The sequence below is a fragment of the Streptomyces sp. NPDC031670 genome (genome assembly GCF_055580545.1).
In genome coordinates this window covers 261,154-277,334 of the sequence record NZ_JBVILC010000007.1, presented here as the reverse complement: position 1 = coordinate 277,334, position 16,181 = coordinate 261,154, and the positions used below count along the sequence as shown (strand labels likewise).

At 73.5% G+C, this 16,181-nt stretch carries 10 protein-coding genes and 1 tRNA gene; 1 reads left to right on the top strand and 10 read right to left on the bottom strand.

Annotated elements, in window-relative coordinates; all coding sequences use genetic code 11:
* Positions 1-1,224: 1,224 nt before the first annotated feature.
* Positions 1,225-2,823, bottom strand: coding sequence for a dynamin family protein (locus tag ACZ5ID_RS16350; protein WP_468897987.1), 1,599 nt, complete (start codon positions 2,821-2,823; stop codon positions 1,225-1,227).
* A 331-nt stretch (positions 2,824-3,154) separates the two neighbouring features.
* On the opposite strand from ACZ5ID_RS16350, the gene ACZ5ID_RS16345 reads away from it, so the two are divergent.
* Positions 3,155-3,230: transfer RNA gene (locus ACZ5ID_RS16345), tRNA-Arg, on the top strand.
* A gap of 277 nt (positions 3,231-3,507) precedes the next feature.
* Here ACZ5ID_RS16345 and ACZ5ID_RS16340 read toward each other — a convergent pair.
* The 9 genes from ACZ5ID_RS16340 to iolC form a co-directional block, all read right to left on the bottom strand.
* A complete protein-coding gene (locus ACZ5ID_RS16340) occupies positions 3,508-4,395 on the bottom strand; it encodes an ABC transporter permease (RefSeq protein WP_468897861.1) in 888 nt (295 codons plus the stop codon).
* Entirely contained in the window at positions 4,392-7,013 is a 2,622-nt protein-coding gene (locus tag ACZ5ID_RS16335) for an alpha/beta fold hydrolase (RefSeq protein ID WP_468897859.1), read from the bottom strand. The genes ACZ5ID_RS16340 and ACZ5ID_RS16335 overlap by 4 nt, the downstream gene beginning before the upstream one ends.
* 182 nt (positions 7,014-7,195) lie before the next feature.
* The gene (locus ACZ5ID_RS16330) at positions 7,196-7,990 is read right to left on the bottom strand and encodes a maleylpyruvate isomerase family mycothiol-dependent enzyme (protein ID WP_468897857.1); all 795 of its coding nucleotides are present in this window, start codon (positions 7,988-7,990) and stop codon (positions 7,196-7,198) included.
* Positions 7,991-8,093: 103 nt separating this feature from the next.
* The gene (locus tag ACZ5ID_RS16325) at positions 8,094-9,491 is read right to left on the bottom strand and encodes an APC family permease (RefSeq protein ID WP_468897855.1); all 1,398 of its coding nucleotides are present in this window, start codon (positions 9,489-9,491) and stop codon (positions 8,094-8,096) included.
* Between the two features lie 460 nt (positions 9,492-9,951).
* Positions 9,952-11,463 (bottom strand): CoA-acylating methylmalonate-semialdehyde dehydrogenase, encoded by a 1,512-nt coding sequence (gene mmsA / locus ACZ5ID_RS16320; protein ID WP_468897853.1) that lies wholly within the window; start codon positions 11,461-11,463, stop codon positions 9,952-9,954.
* A gap of 14 nt (positions 11,464-11,477) precedes the next feature.
* The gene (iolD, locus tag ACZ5ID_RS16315; RefSeq protein ID WP_468897851.1) at positions 11,478-13,358 is read right to left on the bottom strand and encodes a 3D-(3,5/4)-trihydroxycyclohexane-1,2-dione acylhydrolase (decyclizing); all 1,881 of its coding nucleotides are present in this window, start codon (positions 13,356-13,358) and stop codon (positions 11,478-11,480) included.
* Complete coding sequence (gene iolB / locus ACZ5ID_RS16310) at positions 13,355-14,233, bottom strand: 5-deoxy-glucuronate isomerase (protein WP_468897849.1); 879 nt, start codon at positions 14,231-14,233, stop codon at positions 13,355-13,357. Before iolB ends, iolD begins: the two co-directional genes overlap by 4 nt.
* A 9-nt stretch (positions 14,234-14,242) precedes the next feature.
* Positions 14,243-15,142, bottom strand: a complete 900-nt coding sequence (locus tag ACZ5ID_RS16305; RefSeq protein WP_468897847.1) for a Cgl0159 family (beta/alpha)8-fold protein — start codon at positions 15,140-15,142, stop codon at positions 14,243-14,245.
* The gene (gene iolC / locus ACZ5ID_RS16300; protein ID WP_468897845.1) at positions 15,139-16,095 is read right to left on the bottom strand and encodes a 5-dehydro-2-deoxygluconokinase; all 957 of its coding nucleotides are present in this window, start codon (positions 16,093-16,095) and stop codon (positions 15,139-15,141) included. The genes ACZ5ID_RS16305 and iolC overlap by 4 nt, the downstream gene beginning before the upstream one ends.
* Between the last annotated feature and the right edge of the window lie 86 nt (positions 16,096-16,181).

Sequence of the window (16,181 nt, the reverse complement as noted above, 5' to 3'; positions counted from 1 at the left end):
CCACGTCTCGCTTGGACGCCCCCGGGTTGGCCGCGACCGGCTCGGGCGTGTCCGGCTCGGAGCAGTCGGCCTCAGCCACGCCCGGCTCGGACGCCTCGGACTTGAGTGTCTCCGGCACGGGGCCGCCGGTCTTAGCCACGCCCGGCTGGGACGCGCCGGAGTTGGCGGCGACCGGCTTGAGTGCGTCCCCGGAGCTGTCCGCCCCAGCCGCGCCCGGCCTGGACGCATCGGCCTTGGACCTGTCCGGTACGGAGCCGCCGACCTCAACCACGTCCCGCCGGGACGCACCGGGGTTGGCCGCAACCGGCTTGGGCCTGGTTGGCTCGGGGCCGCCGGCCTCAGCCACGCCCGACCTGGACGCATCGGCCTTGAACGTGTCCGGTACGGAACCGCCCGCCTGGGCCACGTCCGCCGACCTGGGCGCATCCGTTTTGGCCGCGTCCGGCGCCGGCCTCCCCGGTTCGGCCGCCACCGGCGTGGCCGCCTCGTGGTTGGCCCTGTCGCGCTTGGCCGCCTCCTGCCTGAACGGCTTGGACCTGTCACGTTTGGCCGTGTCCGGCTCGGGCTTGAGGCGCCTCGACTTGTCGCGCCTCAACGGCCCCGACCCGGACTTGCGCGGCTCCGGCGCGACCGGCTTGGACGCGCCGGACTCGGGCGTATCGCCGCCGGAAGACGTACTTCCGTTTGTGTCGGCGTCCGGCGTGTCGGCTTCCTCCGAGAGGAGTTCCGGCTCCGACGCCACGGCGGCGGCTCCGGTGGCCCCGGCCGCCCGCCCATCCGGCTCCGACCGACGAGAAGGCGGCCGTTCGGCCCACGGGCGGTCGAAACCGAGCCACCCGGAGGTGGGCCGGACGGTCTCCAGCCCGCCGATCGGCGGCCTCCCGGGGATCCGTACCTCGACCGTCACGGACTGGACCGCCACCGCTTGGGCGGGGCCCTCCCCGGAGCCGTCGACGGGCGGCGCCTTGCCCTCTACACCGGAATCGCCGGAGTCGCCGGAGGCCGCAGCGCCCGCAGCGGCGGAAGTGGCGGAACTCCCCGCCCCACCCTTGGCCCCAGCCCCAGCCCCAGCCCCGGCTTCGGCACCGGCACCGGCACCGGCACCCGCCCCGCTGCCACTCCCGCCCCCGGCACCGCCCCCCTCCCCCGCGTCCGGTTCCGGTTCCGGCCCCCCGGACTCGGGCTGGTCGGCCCCCTGCCGGTCCGTCAGAGCGGTCACCCCGCTCACCTCTCCTTCTGCAGTAGGGACAGCGCGGCGATCAGCTCGGCCTGGGGTTCCGGGGTCACCCGGAGCGCGTCCAGCGGGGCGAGCCGGCGGTCGCGTTCGGCGTTCAGGACGCGGTCGATGTACGACGTGACGAGCTTCCCGCCCTGGTCGCGCAGGTGCAGCGCCCGCTTGGCTCCGATGCGTTCGGCGAGCCGTTCCCCGGCCCTGCGGGCGCGGCGCCCGCCGAGGAGCGAGGCCGCCAGCAGGGCCGCCACGGCCTCGGAGGAGGGCGCGACGGCCCGGTCCATCTCGCGTACCTCCTCCTCGGCCAGCTCCTCCAGGACCCGCCGCCAGCGCCGGACGGCGAGCCCGATGCGGTCCCCCGCCTCCCGGTCCCGTACGCGGCGGACCAGCTCTGCGGCGGCCGGTTCGCGGCCCCATGCCTCGCGCACCCGTTCGTCGGCGGCGGCAGCGGCGCAGCCGAGCAGTTCGATGAGGCTCTCGCAGAGGGCCTCCAGGAGCTCGACGGAGGTGGCGTCCCGGGGATACGCGCGCCAGCGGGTCAGCGCGTCCCCGGCGAGCACGCCCCCCGCCTGGAGCCTGCGCCGCACCCGCGCCCCTTCCCGCTCGTACGCCTCCTCCACCGCCGTCGTCATCCGTACGGCGGCGGCGTACTGGGCGGCGACGGCGGAGGCGAGCTCGGGCATCCGGGCGTTGAGCGAGTCGATGACCCCGACGGCGGTACGGAAGACGGCCTGCTGGCGGGCGGCCGGGTCCTGGGCCCGGTGGGCGAGCCACTGGCCGAGCGCGGCGACCGCGGTGGCGGGCAGCAATCCGCTTCCGCCCCCGGCCGATTCGGGCAGTTCGGGGATGGTGAAGCGGGGCACGTCACCGAGCCCGGCCTTGGTCAGCAGCGCCGCGTACTGCCGGGACACCTCCCCGATGACCTGGTGCGGCACCCGGTCGAGGACGGTGATCAGCATGGCGTCGTACTCCTTGGCGGTCCGCAGCAGATGCCATGGGACGGCGTCCGCGTACCGCGAGGCGGTCGTCACCATCACCCAGATGTCGGCGGCGCAGATCAGCTGGGCGGCGAGCAGACGGTTGCTGACGATCAGTGAGTCGATGTCGGGCGCGTCGAGCAGGGCGAGCCCGACGGGCAGGTTCCGCGAGGTCTCGACGCGCAGCGAGTTCTCCGCGTCGTTGCCCCCGATGCCCTCGTCGATGTCCGCCTCGTCGTTCTGCTGGGGCAGCCAGACACGGGTGAGCTGGGGCAGGACGCGGACCTCGGTGAACCAGTGGTGGTCGTCGGGGTGGCAGACGAGTACGGGGGTGCGGGTCGTCGGCCGTAGCACACCGGCCTCGCTGACCCGTCGCCCCACAAGGGAGTTGACGAGGGTGGACTTTCCGGCGCCGGTGGACCCGCCGACGACGGCGAGCAGGGGCGCCTCGGGATCTCTGAGCCGGGGCAGCAGATAGTCGTCGAGCTGTGCGAGCAGTTCGCCCCGGGTCTGCCGTGCGCGCGCCGCCCCCGGGAGGGGAAGCGGAAGACGCACGGCGGCGACCCTGTCGCGCAGGGCGGAGAGTGCGTCGATCAGCTGAGGCCGTACGTCCAAGGTCACCACATGCGAAGAATGCCCAATTTTGGCGGCTTTTTGAAGCGTATGGAAGCCTTCGCGCGCCGATCGGACACATGGGACAGACGGGAGGAGTGGGACGCAGGCATAACGAGTGCACAACACCCGGCCCCGCGAGCGTCAAAAGCGCTGCATGTTCCGCGCTCGCCTGCGATTATCGGTTCGCTTCACCGAACCTCCACATCGTGCCACGCAGGTGAAGCAACCGGGGCGAGGTGAGAGGAGCCCTATCCTTGTCCCCGGCAAGGTCACGGCCCGGAGCCGAGCTCCGGATCACAGCCTTGCCCGCCCGGGGGCTCCAGGCCATCCGGCCCCCGTAGCTCAGTGGATAGAGCAGGCGCCTTCTAAGCGCTTGGCCGCAGGTTCGAGTCCTGCCGGGGGCGCCACTGCCGTGCGGTGTCGGGCCCTCCCCTTCGGGAGGGCCTTCTTGCTGGTCAGCCGCAACCTAGCGAGTGGGCCGTAGAGGCCGCGTAAAGCACCGTACGCGCCGCCCGGTGGGCCGGGACGCGTCCGGCCCTCCGGCCGGCTGTTTCCGGACCCTGCGGGCGGCCCAGGGCTACGCGGTGACGGGGCGTCCCCTCACCGCACACCCCCGTCCGGGTCGTCCCACTCGGCCACCTGCGCCACCCGGGCCGCCCGCGCGGCAGCGCGCCACCCGCCGCCCTACGACACGATGTCCTTCTTCTCGAACCCCCGGAACGCCAGTGCCATCAGCACCAGGGCGTACCCCACCGACACACCCGCGCCCTGGGCCATGCCGCTCCACTCCAGATGGGGCTGGAGGGCGTCCGCCCAGGCGAACTGCCAGTGGGCGGGCAGGGCCTTGCGCCAGTCGCCCAGGGCCGTGATCGCGTCCAGGACGTTGCCCACGATCGTCAGGCCCACCGCGCCGCCGACCGCGCCCAGCGGCGCGTCCGTCTTGGTGGAGAGCCAGAACGCGAGCCCGGCCGTGACCAGTTGGGAGACGAAGACGAACCCCACGGCGATGGCCAGGCGCGGCAGCGCCTCACCGGCTCCGAGCGAGCCGCCGGTGGGGATCTCCAGCGGGCCCCAGCCGTACGCCGCCGTGCCCACCGCCAGGGCCACCAGCGGCAGCAGGACGATCGCCGCCGCGCTCAGGCCGAGTGCCACCGCCAGCTTGCTCCACAGCAGCCGCGCTCGGGGCACGGGCGCGGCCAGCAGATAGCGCAGTGACGACCAGCCGGCCTCCGAGGCGACCGTGTCCCCGCAGAACAGCGCGACGGGCACCACGAGCAGGAAGCCGGCCGAGACGAACAGGGCGGTCGCCGCGAAGTTCGCCCCCGAGGCCGTCGCCGTGTCGATCAGGGTGATCCGGCCGTCCCGCCCGGACGGCGTGCCGCCGATGGCGAACGCCGTGACCAGGATGAACGGCAGCGCGGCGAGGATGCCGGCCATCACCAGGGTGCGCCTGCGGCGCAGTTGGCGCGCCGCTTCCACCCGCAGGGGAAGCGTGCGGCGCGGACGGTAGCCCGGGGCGGTCGCCCTCAGGTCGGGCGTCGCCCCGGCCCCGGTGTGCGTGGGCGCGCTCATGCCGCTCCTCCGATCAGGGTCAGGAAGGCGTCCTCCAGGCGGCGGTGCGGGCCGACGCCCGTCAACGGCACGTCCAGGCGGACCAGTTCGGCGATCAGTTCCGTGGCCGTGGCGCCCTCCAGGCGCACCAGCAGGCCGCCGTCGGCCGGCGTCGCCGCGCCGACGCCGGGCAGGGCGGCCACCTTGTCGGCCACCACCTCGGTGACCGGGCCGTCGACCGTGACCAGCAGCATGTCGCTGCCGCCGGTGATCTCGGCGACCGGGCCCGCCTGGACGAGCCGGCCACGGTCCATGACCACCAGATGCGTACAGGACTGCTCGACCTCGGAGAGCAGGTGGCTGGAGACGATGACCGTACGGCCGCCCTGGGCGTAGCGGATCATCACGTCCCGCATCTCGCGGATCTGCGGCGGATCGAGGCCGTTGGTCGGCTCGTCGAGGATCAGCAGGTCGGGCAGGCCCAGCATGGCCTGCGCGATGGCGAGGCGCTGGCGCATGCCCTGCGAGTACGTCCGCACGGCGCGCTGGAGCGCGTCGCCCAGGCCCGCGATCTCCAGGGCCTCCTCCATGTGGGAGTCCTCGGCGGGGCGGCCGGTGGCCTGCCAGTACAGCTCCAGGTTGGCGCGGCCGGACAGGTGCGGCAGGAAGCCCGCTCCCTCGACGAACGCGCCGACGCGCGAGAGCACCGGGGCGCCCGGCCGGATGGCGTGGCCGAAGACGCGGATCTCGCCGCTGTCGGGGCGGATGAGGCCCATCAGCATCCGCAGGGTGGTGGTCTTGCCCGCCCCGTTGGGCCCGAGCAGGCCGAGGACCTGGCCCTTCTCCACACGGAAGGAGAGGTCGCGGACCGCGTACCGGTCGGTCGCCTTCGCGTACTTCTTCGTCAGACCGGTGATCTGGAGCGGGACCTCGGCCAGCTCCGGGTCGGGCGCGGGGGCCGTGGCGCGGCGGGTGGCCAGCAGGCCCAGCGCGATCACCGCGCCCGCGAGCGGCAGCCCCCAGGCCCACCAGGGCACCCCGGCGGGCTCGGTCTTCACGCCGGGCGCCGTCGGCACGGCCAGAGAGCCGTCCACGAGCGAGACCTTGTACGTGCCCGGCTCGGCCGGGGAGGCGTAGCCGAGGTCGGTGGCGGCGACCACCAGGCGCAGCCGGTGGCCCGCCTCCACGTTGTGGTCGACGGCGGGCAGACGGACCTCGACCTCCTTGCCCTCCTTGGCGCCTTCCACCCGGACGGGAGTGACCAGTTGGGCGGGGAGCACCTGCTGCTTGCCGCCGGGGCCGACGTCGTACACCTTGGCGAAGAGCACCGCGTCGTCGGCGCTGGAGGTGACCTTGAGCCGGACCGTGGGCGAGCCGGTGACGCGCAGGCCGGGCCTGAGGGGCTCGGAGTCGAAGCGCGCGTACTGCCCGGGGAAGTCGATGGACAGGCCGCCCACGCCCAGCGAGGACAGGCCCGCGAGGCCTCCGCCGACGCCGGGCACGGCCGAGATGGCGGGCGGGGCGGCGCCCGCCGGGTTCTGGAAGGTCTGCTCGCGGCCGGTGAGCCGCACCGCGCGCGTGCCGTCCGACAGGCCCGGGTAGCTGCCGCTGGTGGCGCCGCGCAGTTGGGCGGCGCCGTCGGTGGAGCTGATGCCTCCGGTCCTGGTGACCCGGAAGGCGGGGCCGGTGGAGGCGGTCTTGTCGCCCTTGAGGTAGCGGTCGAACCAGGAGGTGATCCGGGCGGCGGTCCGTCCGGACTCGCGGTCGCCGCCGTCGTGGCCGCCGGTGATCCAGTCGACCGCGACCGGGGCGCCGTTGGCGCGGATCCGCCGGGCCATGGCGTCGGCCTGGCCGAGCGGGAAGAGCGAGTCGCTCTGGCCCTGGACGATCAGCGCGGGCACTTTGATGCGGTCGCCCACGGCGGACGGGGAGCGGGCCGCGAGCAGGTCGCGCGCCTCGGCGTCCGGCCTCCCGCTGACCGCGACCCTCTCGTACATCTCGCAGAGCTGCTTCTCGAAGGTCTTGCAGCCGCCGCCGGTGGAGAAGAAGATGCCGGCCCACAGCTTCTTGAAGACGCCGTCGGGGAAGAGCGCGTCGGCCAGGTTCCAGTACGTGATCTGGGGGGCGATGGCGTCGATCCGTTTGTCGTGACCGGCGGCCAGCAGGGAGATCGCGCCTCCGTAGGACGCGCCGGTGACGCCGACGCGCGGGTCGCCCGCCGCGTCGAGCCGCACCTCGGGGCGCTTCGCCAGCCAGTCGACCAGCCGGGAGACGTCCTTCACCTCGAACGCCGGGTCGTTGAGGCCGATCTCGCCCGTGGAGTCGCCGAAGCCGCGCGCGGACCAGGTCAGCACCGCGTAGCCCTCGCGCGCGAGGTCGCGCGCCTGGGTGCGGACGTCGTCCTTGCTGCCGCCGAAGCCGTGGCCGAGAAGGACGGCGGGGCGCTTCTTCTTCGCGTCGCCCGCCGTGAAGTACGACGTGTCGATCTTCGCCCCGGGCATCTCCATCACCCGGTCCTCCTGGTGCACCGCGGGCGCGCCGCCGGCGCCGGTGGCCGTCCACACACCGGCACCGGCGAGCACCACGAGGGCGGCGGCCACCCCGGCCGCCGCCCTCCCACGAGGTCTGCGCAGTCTCATGCCTCCACGGTAAGCGCCGGGTCCGACAACCGGACCTGCCGCCAGGTGGAGGCCGGGGTGTACTCGCGGCGTACGGGCGGCCGTTCCCGTACCGCAGCGGCAGTACGGGCGCGGGCGCCAGTGACGGCCGGGCAGGCGCCCGGTGATGGCCGGGCGGCCTCCCCGTGCGGCTCGGCGGGTGCTCAGCCGAAGGAGGCCCGCTCCAGCCAGAAGTCCAGGAGCCCGGCGTCGCCCAGGACCTCGACCCGGGGGCTGTCGGCGGGCAGCCTCCGGTAGAAGACGCTCAGGACATCGGTGAGCGGGCCGCGCAGGGCCACCGTGGCCTTCTCGTGGGCGCGCCGCCAGCTCACCCCGTCCTCGCCGAGCTCGATCAGCCACTCGGCGCCGGGCGTGTCCGTGGCGTGCAGGTGGATGCTGCGGCCGGGGCCGCGCAGTTCGGCGGCGGCCGGGGCCAGTCGGGCGGCCTGGACGTAGGTGACGATCTCCAGCCACTCGTCGATCGTGTCCGCGGCGACCTCCGGTGCGAGCACGTACTCCGCGCCCACCGCGAGCGCCGCGTCCGCGCGGTGGACCACCGTCTCGTGGGTCATCCGGCGCGCCCAGAACCCGGCGGTCGCGTCGCCCGTCCAGGACCAGGCCGCCTGGTCGGGCCCGGCGGTGCGCAGGACGTCGGCGCAGAGGGCGGCGCCCTGGCCCAACCAGGCGTCCAGCGCCTCCGGTTCGTCCTTCTCGGGGCCGTCGTAGTCGGGCACGCGCTCCTGCGGGACGGCGGTGGTGGATTTCGTACGGACGATCTCGGCGATCCAGCGGTGGGCGCCGCCGACGTGGACGGCCAGCTGCCTGAGCGTCCAGTCGGGGCAGGTCGGTACGGTCGCGGAGAGATCGGCGCCGGCCAGGTGCGACACCAGCGCGTCGGTCTGGCGCAGGATTTCGGAGCAGTAGAAGTCGTGGTCGAGCGGCGTGTGCGCGGCAGTCATACCCCAAACCCTAGGCGGGGCACGCCCGTTGCGTCCCGTGGCGGGACCGCCGGATCCGGACAGTCCGCCGCCGGGTCCGGGCGGTCCCCGCCACCGGGCCGCGTCAGGTCTGCTCGTCCTCCGGGATGCTCACCAGCCACCGCGTCTCACGGCGCGGGCGCAGGTAGAGCGCCCAGTAGAGGGTGGCGACTGCGGTGATGCCGCCGGTCCACAGCAGGTAGCGCGTCTCCTGCTGGGTGAGGATGTACGCGAGGACGGCGATCAGGACCACCGGGACGGCGGGCCACAGCGGCATCCGCCAGGCCGCGGTCTCCCGGTGCCCGCCGCGGCGGCTGAGCAGGGCGGCGACGGCGACCAGCAGGTACATGCCGGTGACCGAGACCCCGGTGACGCCGTAGAGGGTGTCGAGGTTGACGAAGCACAGGGCGGCGCCGGGGACGCCGACCAGGAGGGTGGCCACCCACGGGGAGCCGAAGCGGCCGAGGCGGGACAGGGCGCGGTTGACCGGCTCGGGCCAGGCCTTGTCGCGGGCCGAGGCGAACAGGACGCGGGAGTTCTGGATGACCATGACGATGCCCGCGTTGACGATGGCGAGGGCCACGCAGAGGCTGACGAAGGTGCCGACGGCCGAGTTGGACCAGGCGGTGACCATGCCGCTGATGTCGCCGGAGGTGAGCGCCGAGAGGTCGGAGGCGCCCAGGGTGATGGCGACGACGGGGACGAGGATGACGGCGGTGGAGATGGCGAGGGTGGCGAGCACGGTCCGGGCCACGTTGCGGCGCGGGTGCTCCAGCTCCTCGGAGAGGTAGACGGCGGTCGAGAAGCCCTGGGTGATGAAGAGGGCGATGGCGAGGCCCGAGACGACCATCATCGCGGTGACCGTGGAGTGGCCGCCGCCGTCGGCGGCGACCGTGCCGTGGACGAGGGTGGCGGCGCCGCGCTCGCTGTGGGCGAAGCCGAGGACGGCGACCAGGGCCGCGGCCACCACTTCGAGGACCAGGAAGATACCGGTGATCCAGGCGTTGGCCCGCAGGTCGAGCAGCCCGGCGAGGGTGGCGAGCAGCATCACGCCGCCGCCGGCGACGGGGGCCGGGATGTGGACGAGCGGCGCCAGGTAGTCGGCGGTGCCCATGGCGATGACCGGGGGGACGATCATCACGACGAGCAGCGAGAGGACGAAGACCAGCCAGCCCGCGAGCCGTCCGGCCAGCGTGGAGACCATCGCGTACTCGCCGCCCGCGCTGGGGATGAGGGTGCCCAGCTCCGAGTAGCAGAACGCGACGCCGACGCAGAGCAGCGAGCCGATGGCGATGGTGAGCGCGGTGTAGGTGCCGAGGCTGGAGAAGAGGTCGGGCACGACCACGAAGAGGGTGGAGGCGGGCGTCACGCAGGAGAGCGTGAGCAGGGTGCCGCCCACGACGCCGATGGAACGCTTGAGCTTCTTGGGGGCTTCGCCCGTGGCCGGGGAGAGGACGTGGGGCGGGCTGAGCGTTTCGGTCATCGATGTGCGTCCGATCGGCGGGTGGGGGTGTGAGCGGGGAGCGCTATCGACCTCCGGGTGGTGCTCCGGGGCCCGTCCGGCCCCGGTGGTGAGTGGTGGGTCGCTCCCGGGCCGCCATTTCAATCTCCACTCGATCCGCAGGTCAATAGCTGTTCACCTACGGAATTCGTTGCTCTGGGACGCTTAGGGAACTGATACGGCGTTAAGAGCGCAACAAAAGCGCAATGTTCGGCCGCTACGGGAACCGCAGCCGTCGCGCCGAAAAAATTTGCGGGATTCCGTATACCGGAACGCCTTTGGCACCCCGTGCCACACCTGCGGTTACCCCTGGTCACCGGTCGGCGCCGACCGGTGGGCCCGCCGGGCCCCCGCCGGGGCGGGAAAGGCTGCGGCCCGCACGGTGGGGGAGAACCGTACGGGCCGCTTCGAGGGGCCGGGCGGGGGGTCGGCCGGGCCGGGGTCAGTGGTTGCGCGGGAAGCCCAGGTCGACGCCGGCGGGCGCGTCGGAGGGGTCCGGCCAGCGGGTGGTGACGACCTTGCCGCGGGTGTAGAAGTGCGTGCCGTCGTTGCCGTAGATGTGGTGGTCGCCGAAGAGCGAGTCCTTCCAGCCCCCGAAGGAGTGGTAGCCCACCGGCACCGGGATCGGCACGTTGACGCCGACCATGCCGGCCTCGACCTCCAGCTGGAAGCGGCGGGCCGCGCCGCCGTCACGGGTGAAGATCGCGGTGCCGTTGCCGAACGGCGAGGCGTTGATGAGCGCCAGGCCCTCCTCGTAGGACTCCACGCGCAGCACGCACAGCACCGGGCCGAAGATCTCGTCCCGGTAGGCGTCGGCGGAGGTGGGCACCTTGTCGAGGAGCGAGAGGCCGATCCAGTGGCCGTCCTCGTAGCCCTCCACGGTGAGACCTGTGCCGTCGAGGACGACCTCGCAGCCCTGGGCGGCGGCGCCGGTGACGTAGGAGGCGACCTTGTCGCGGTGGGCGGCGGTGATCAGCGGGCCCATCTCGGAGGCCGGGTCGGTGCCGGGGCCGATCTTGATCTTCTCGGCGCGCTCGCGGATCTTCGCGACCAGCTCGTCGCCGATGGCGCCGACCGCCACGACCGCCGAGATGGCCATGCAGCGCTCGCCCGCCGAGCCGTAGGCGGCCGAGACGGCGGCGTCGGCCGCCGCGTCGAGGTCGGCGTCCGGCAGGACCAGCATGTGGTTCTTGGCGCCGCCGAGCGCCTGGACGCGCTTGCCGTGGGCGGAGGCGGTGGTGTGGATGTGGCGGGCGATCGGGGTGGAGCCGACGAAGGAGACGGCGGCCACGTCCGGGTGCTCCAGGAGGCGGTCGACGGCGACCTTGTCGCCGTGCACGACGTTGAAGACGCCGTCGGGCAGCCCGGCCTCGCTCAGCAGCTCCGCGATCTTCATCGACGCCGAGGGGTCCTTCTCGGACGGCTTGAGGACGAAGGTGTTGCCGCAGGCGATGGCGAGCGGGAACATCCACATCGGCACCATCGCCGGGAAGTTGAACGGCGTGATGCCCGCGACGACGCCCAGCGGCTGGCGGATGGACGCCACGTCCACCCGGCTGGCGACCTGCGTCGACAGCTCGCCCTTGAGCTGGACGCTGATGCCGCACGCCAGGTCCACGATCTCCAGGCCGCGCGCGACCTCGCCGAGCGCGTCGGAGTGCACCTTGCCGTGCTCGGCGGTGATCAGCTCCGCGATCGCGTCGCGGTTGGCGTCCAGCAGGGCGCGGAACTTGAAGAGCACCGTCGTGCGCTGAGCCAGCGAGGACTGGCCCCAGGTGGCGTAGGCCTCGCGGGCGGCGGCGACCGCCGCGTCCACCTCCTCGACGCTCGCGTAGGCGACCTGTGTGGTCACGGCCCCGGTCGCGGGGTCGGTGACCTGGCCGTACGAACCGGAGGCGCCCGCAGCCCTCTCGACGGGCTTACCACCGATCCAGTGGTTGACGGTCTTCGTCATGGCAGGAAACTCCTTCAGAGATGGCGGCGTCGGGCTGCGACTTGCCGGTCGTACTCCTCGCGCGCCTCGACCGCCGACGAGCGGGTCGCGGTCTCGGCCACGGGAACATCCCACCACGCCTGCGCCGGGGGCGGGCCCGACACAGTGTCTGCCGTTTCGGTCTCGACGTAGACACATGTGGGACGGTCCGCCGCGCGGGCCGTGGCGAGGGCTTCCCGCAGGTCACGGACGGTTCTGGGGCGCAGCACGACCATCCCCAGGGAGGCCGCGTTGGCCGCCAGGTCGACCGGCAGCGGCTCACCCGTGAAGCTCCCGTCGGGCGCCCGGAAGCGGTAGGCCGTCCCGTACCGCTCGCCGCCCACCGACTCCGAGAGCCCGCCGATCGAGGCGTATCCGTGGTTCTGGAGGATCACCACCTTGATGGGCAGGTTCTCCTGCACCGCCGTGACGATCTCGGTGGGATTCATCAGATACGTCCCGTCGCCGACCAGCGCCCACACCGGCCGGCCGGGTGCGGCGAGCGCCACGCCGATCGCGGCCGGGATCTCGTAGCCCATGCAGGAGTAGCCGTACTCGACGTGGTACTGGTCGCGCGAGCGGGTGCGCCAGAGCTTGTGCAGATCGCCCGGGAGCGAGCCCGCCGCGTTGATCAGGATGTCGTCGCCGGTGACCAACGTGTCGAGGACGCCGAGGACGTGGGCCTGGGTGGGGCGGGCGTCCTCGTCCCCGGGGGTGTACGCGGCGGTGACCCGCTCCTCCCAGGCCGCCTTGGCCTCGCCGTACGCGGCCGGGTACGCGGGCGCGACCCGGTGCCCGTCGAGGGCCCGCGTCAGGGCGTCCAGGCCCGCGCGGGCGTCCGCGACCAGTTGGAGCGCGCCGAGCTTGTGGGCGTCGGCGCCGTTGACGTTGAGCCCGACGAACCGGACCGAGGGGTTCTGGAAGAGGGTCGAGGAGGCGGTGGTGAAGTCGGTCCAGCGGGTGCCGACCCCGAGGACGACATCGGCCTCGCGGGCCAGCGCGTCGGCCGTGGCGGTACCGGTGTGGCCGATCCCGCCGACGTCGCACGGGTGGTCGTGGGGCAGTGAGCCCTTGCCCGCCTGGGTGGCGGCGACCGGGATGCCGGTCTGGTCCGCGAAGCGGCGCAGCGCGTCCTCGGCGCGGGCGTGGTGGACCCCGCCGCCCGCGACGACCAGCGGACGGCGGGCGGCGCGCAGCAGGCGGACGGCCGCGTCCAGCTCGTACGGGTCCGGCTCCTGGGCGCGTACGTGCCACACCCGGCGCCGGAAGAACTCCTCGGGCCAGTCGTACGCCTGCGCCTGTACGTCCTGCGGCAGCGCCAGGGTCACCGCCCCGGTCCTGGCCGGGTCGGTGAGCACGCTCATCGCGGCGAGCGCGGCCGGGACCAGCGCCTCGGGGCGGGTGATCCGGTCGAAGTAGCGCGAGACGGGCCGCAGGCAGTCGTTGACCGACACATCGCCCGCGTAGGGGACTTCGAGCTGCTGGAGGACCGGATCGGCCGGCCGGGAGGCGAACACGTCGCCGGGCAGCAGCAGGACGGGCAGGTGGTTGACGGTCGCCAGGGCCGCGCCGGTGACGAGGTTGGTGGCGCCCGGACCGATCGAGGTGGTCACCGCGTGCGCCGAGAGCCGGCCGGACTGGCGGGCGTAGCCGACGGCCGCGTGCACCATGGCCTGTTCGTTGCGGCCCTGGTGGTACGGCATGTCGCTGCCCGGCTCCAGGAGCGCCTGGCCGATCCCGGCGACGTTGCCGTGGCCGAAGATGCCCCACGCGGCGGTGATCAGACGCTGCTCGGTCCCGGCGCGGGAGGTGTACTGGCGGGAGAGGAAGGCGAGCAGCGCCTGCGCGGTGGTCAGACGCCTGGTCGTACCGCTCATCGGTAACCCTCTGTGTAGTCGGTGTGGCCCGGGTGGAAGCTGATGCGCCACGCGCGTTCCTCGCCCGGCCCCGCCATCACGTTCAGGTAGTACATGGGGTGTCCGGGGGCGGCGATCGAGGGCCCGTGCCAGCCGTCGGGGACCAGGACGGTGTCGCCGGTGCGGACCTCGGCGAGGACATCGGCGCCGCCCGGGCGCGAGGGCGACACGCGCTGGTAGCCGAAGCCGTCCGGGCTCGCGAACTCGAAGTAGTAGATCTCCTCCAGCTCCGACTCCCGGCCCGGCAGGTGCTCGTCGTGCTTGTGCGGCGGGTAGGAGGACCAGTTGCCGCCCGGGGTGATCACCTCGACGGCGATGAGCCGGTCGCAGACGAAGGCGTCGGCGGCGGCGAAGCCCCGGATCTCGCGGGCGCTGACGCCCGAGCCGCGCTGTTCGAGGGGTACCTCCGGCGCGGGGCCGTGGCGAGCGGGGAGTCGGCGCTCGCATCTCGCCCCTGCCAGTGCGAAACGGCCTCCCGCGCCGGAGGCGATCTGTGCGTGGGCGTCACGCGGGAGGTACGCGAAGTCGGTGACTCCGGCGAACACGCTCTCCCTGCCCCGCAGTTCCAGGGTCCGGTCCTCGGTGCTGTCCTCGGTGCTGTCCTCGGTGCTTTCCTCTGTCCGGTCCTCTACGTGTACGGCACAACCACCACTGAGGGGCAGCAGGATCCACTCGCTGTCGCCGGTGGCGAAGGTGTGGTCCGCGCCCGGCGCCAGCTCCAGGATCCGCAGCGCCGAGTAGCCCCAGCCGGCCCGCTCGGGGCCGATGTCCAGGGCGTACGCCCCGCCGGCGGCGGATCCGGCCCGTACGAACAGTTCGTCCTTGCGCTCGTCCATGCCCGATCCCTACCCCTTCAGCAGCCCGGCGGCGATGTCGACCGCGCCCGCCACGTCGCCGTCGGCCGGATAGAGCAGGGTGCGCCCCGCCACCAGCCCCTGCACGGTGGGCAGGCCCAGCGCGCCGCGCCACTTCTCGTACGCCGCCTCCTGTTCCCCCGGTGTCCTGCCGGTGTCCCCGCCGAGCAGCACGGCGGGCAGCGTGGTGGTCGCCATCACCCGGGCCATGTCGTCGGGATCCTCGGTGACGGGCACCTTCAGCCAGGTGTACGCCGAGGTGCCGCCCAGACCGGAGGCGATGGCGAGCGAGCGCGTCACGGCGTCCGCCCCCAGATCGTTGCGGAGCCGTCCGTCGCGCCGGTGACAGATGAACGGCTCCACGAAGACGGGAAGCCGACGTTCCGCCATCGCGTCGATGGCGCGGGCCGCCGTGTGCAGGGTGTCGAGCGAGCCGGGGTCCTCGTAGTCGAGGCGGAGCAGCAGCTTGCCCGCGTCGAAGCCGAGCCGGGCGAGGTCCTGGGCGCGGTGGCCGGTGAAGCGGTCGTCCAGTTCGAAGGCGGACCCGGCGAGCCCGCCCCGGTTCATCGACCCCATGACGACCTTGTCCTCCAGGGCCCCCAGGAGCAGCAGGTCCTCCAGGATGTCGGCGCTGGCGAGCACCCCGTCGACGCCGGGCCGCGACAGCGCCAGACAGAGGCGGCTCAGCAGGACGGACCGGTCGGCCATGGCGAAGGCGTCGTCGCCGACGGCCAGCGCGCCCCGGGCGGGGTGGTCTGCGGCGACGATCAGCAGCCGCCCGGAGTCCCGGACGAGCGGGCGCCGGGCGCGCCGGGCCGCCGCCTCCGCGACGGCCTCGGGGTGGCGGGTGCGGACCCGGGCGAGCTCACCGGGGCTGACGTGGACGCTCACGGCGCTCCCCCCGCCAGGACGCGTTCGACCTCGGCCGGGTACGGCATCGCGGAGGAGCAGGCGAGGCGGGCGGCGACGATCGCGCCGGCGGCGTTGGCGTACCGCATCAGCCGTCCGGTGTCCCAGCCGGACAGCAGTCCGTGGCAGAGCGCGCCCCCGAAGGCGTCCCCGGCGCCCAGCCCGTTGACCACCTCGACGGGGACCGGCGGCACCTCGGCGGCGGCGCCGTCCCGGTGGAGGGCTAGCACCCCCTCGGGCCCCTGTTTGACCACGGCGAGCTCGGCTCCGGCGGCGAGCAGCGCCCGCGCGGCGGCGTGCGGCTCGCTCTCCCCGGTGGCCACCGCGCACTCCTCCAGGTTGCCGACGGCCACGGTCGCGTGCCGCAGGGCCTCGCGGTAGTAGGGGCGCGCCTCCTCGGGGTTCCCCCAGAACATGGGCCGCCAGTCGAGGTCGAAGACGGTGGTGCCCGCGCGCGCCCGGGCGGCCAGCGCCGCCAGCGTGGTGGACCGGCTCGGCTCGGCGCTCAGGCCCGTGCCGGTGACCCAGAAGATCCGCGCCGCGCGGATCGCGTCCAGGTCGAGGTCCGCCTCGTACAGCTCCAGGTCGGGGGCCTTGGGCGCGCGGTAGAAGTACAGCGGGAAGTCGTCCGGCGGGAAGATCTCGCAGAAGGTGAGCGGGGTCGGCAGGCCCGGCACGCTCTTCACCCAGCGGGCATCGACCCCGAACGCGCCCAGCTCCTCGCGCAGATACGCCCCGAAGGGGTCCTCGCCGGTGCCGGTGACCACGGCCGTGCGGCGCCCGAGCCGGGCCGCCGCGACCGCCACGTTGGAGGGCGAGCCGCCGAGGAACTTGCCGAACGAGGTCACCTCCGCGAGCGGCACACCGGTCTGGAGCGGGTAGAGGTCCACCCCGATCCGCCCCATGGTGATCACGTCGTACGGAACCGCCTCCATGCAACGCCCCCTTCATCGGCGACCTCAGGGCCAGTCCGGCCGACCCAGGTCTAACGGGCCCGGACCGACCCTGTCAATCTTTTGTC